Consider the following 743-nt stretch of genomic DNA (forward strand, 5'->3'; position numbering starts at 1 on the left):
AGCGAGGAACGAGGTGGCGGTCTTTTCGTATCGGGTTGCGACGGCGCGCCATTCCTTCAGACGGGCCCAGAGGTTTTCCACCAGATGCCGGTTTCGATAAACCCATTGTGGACAGGCAACGGCAGCGTCCCGGCGCTTGGGCGGGATCGCTGGTCGCGCGCCCATGGCCCAGACATGGTCCCGGAAGGCATTGGAAGCATACCCCTTGTCACCGACGACCCATAATGGCTCGCGTGGCAGGCGGTCGAGCATGGCGGGTGCCAGCGGCAGTTCGTGCGCCTGACCGGGCGCCAGGCTGAAGGTGACGGCACGGCCACGTCCGTCAGCGACTACGCAGACCTTGGTTCCATAGCCACCACGAGAACGGCCAAGCGCTTCACGATGGTCTCGCTGTCGGCTGTCGTCTCCTTTTTTTTGGCTCCCGCCGCCTTGTGATGGGCACGAATGTTGGTGCCATCGAGAAAGGCCATGCCCAGAGCCTGTCCACGTTCCTGCACCAGGGCAAACAGGCGCTCCCAGACCCCACGTTTGGCCCAGCGGATGAACAACTGCGCCGCCAGCCACCACGGGCCCAATTCCGCAGGGATGCTGCGCCATTTCGCACCGTTCTGATGACGCCAGAACACCGCCGATATCGTCCGCCGCAGGTCTTTCGGCGGCGTCTTGCCCCGCGGACGCACCGCTTCGATCAGTGGCTCCCAAACCGCCCACGCTTCGTCGGTGAAAATCTGTGTCGCATTGCT

1 protein-coding gene is annotated in these 743 nt (G+C 63.7%); it reads right to left on the reverse strand.

Going from position 1 to position 743, the window contains the following annotated elements:
* Nucleotides 1-728, reverse strand: a protein-coding gene (locus HLH29_RS19330) for an IS5 family transposase (RefSeq protein ID WP_338030296.1) whose coding sequence is annotated in 2 segments (ribosomal slippage) — nucleotides 1-416 and nucleotides 416-728 — 729 coding nt annotated over the 2 segments. Because the reading frame shifts where the segments join, the coding sequence is not laid out codon by codon here. This gene is flagged as partial in the annotation.
* Nucleotides 729-743: the final 15 nt, after the last annotated feature.

Origin of the sequence: Gluconacetobacter tumulicola, assembly GCF_014174215.1 — a bacterium.
Lineage (GTDB): Bacteria > Pseudomonadota > Alphaproteobacteria > Acetobacterales > Acetobacteraceae > Gluconacetobacter > Gluconacetobacter tumulicola.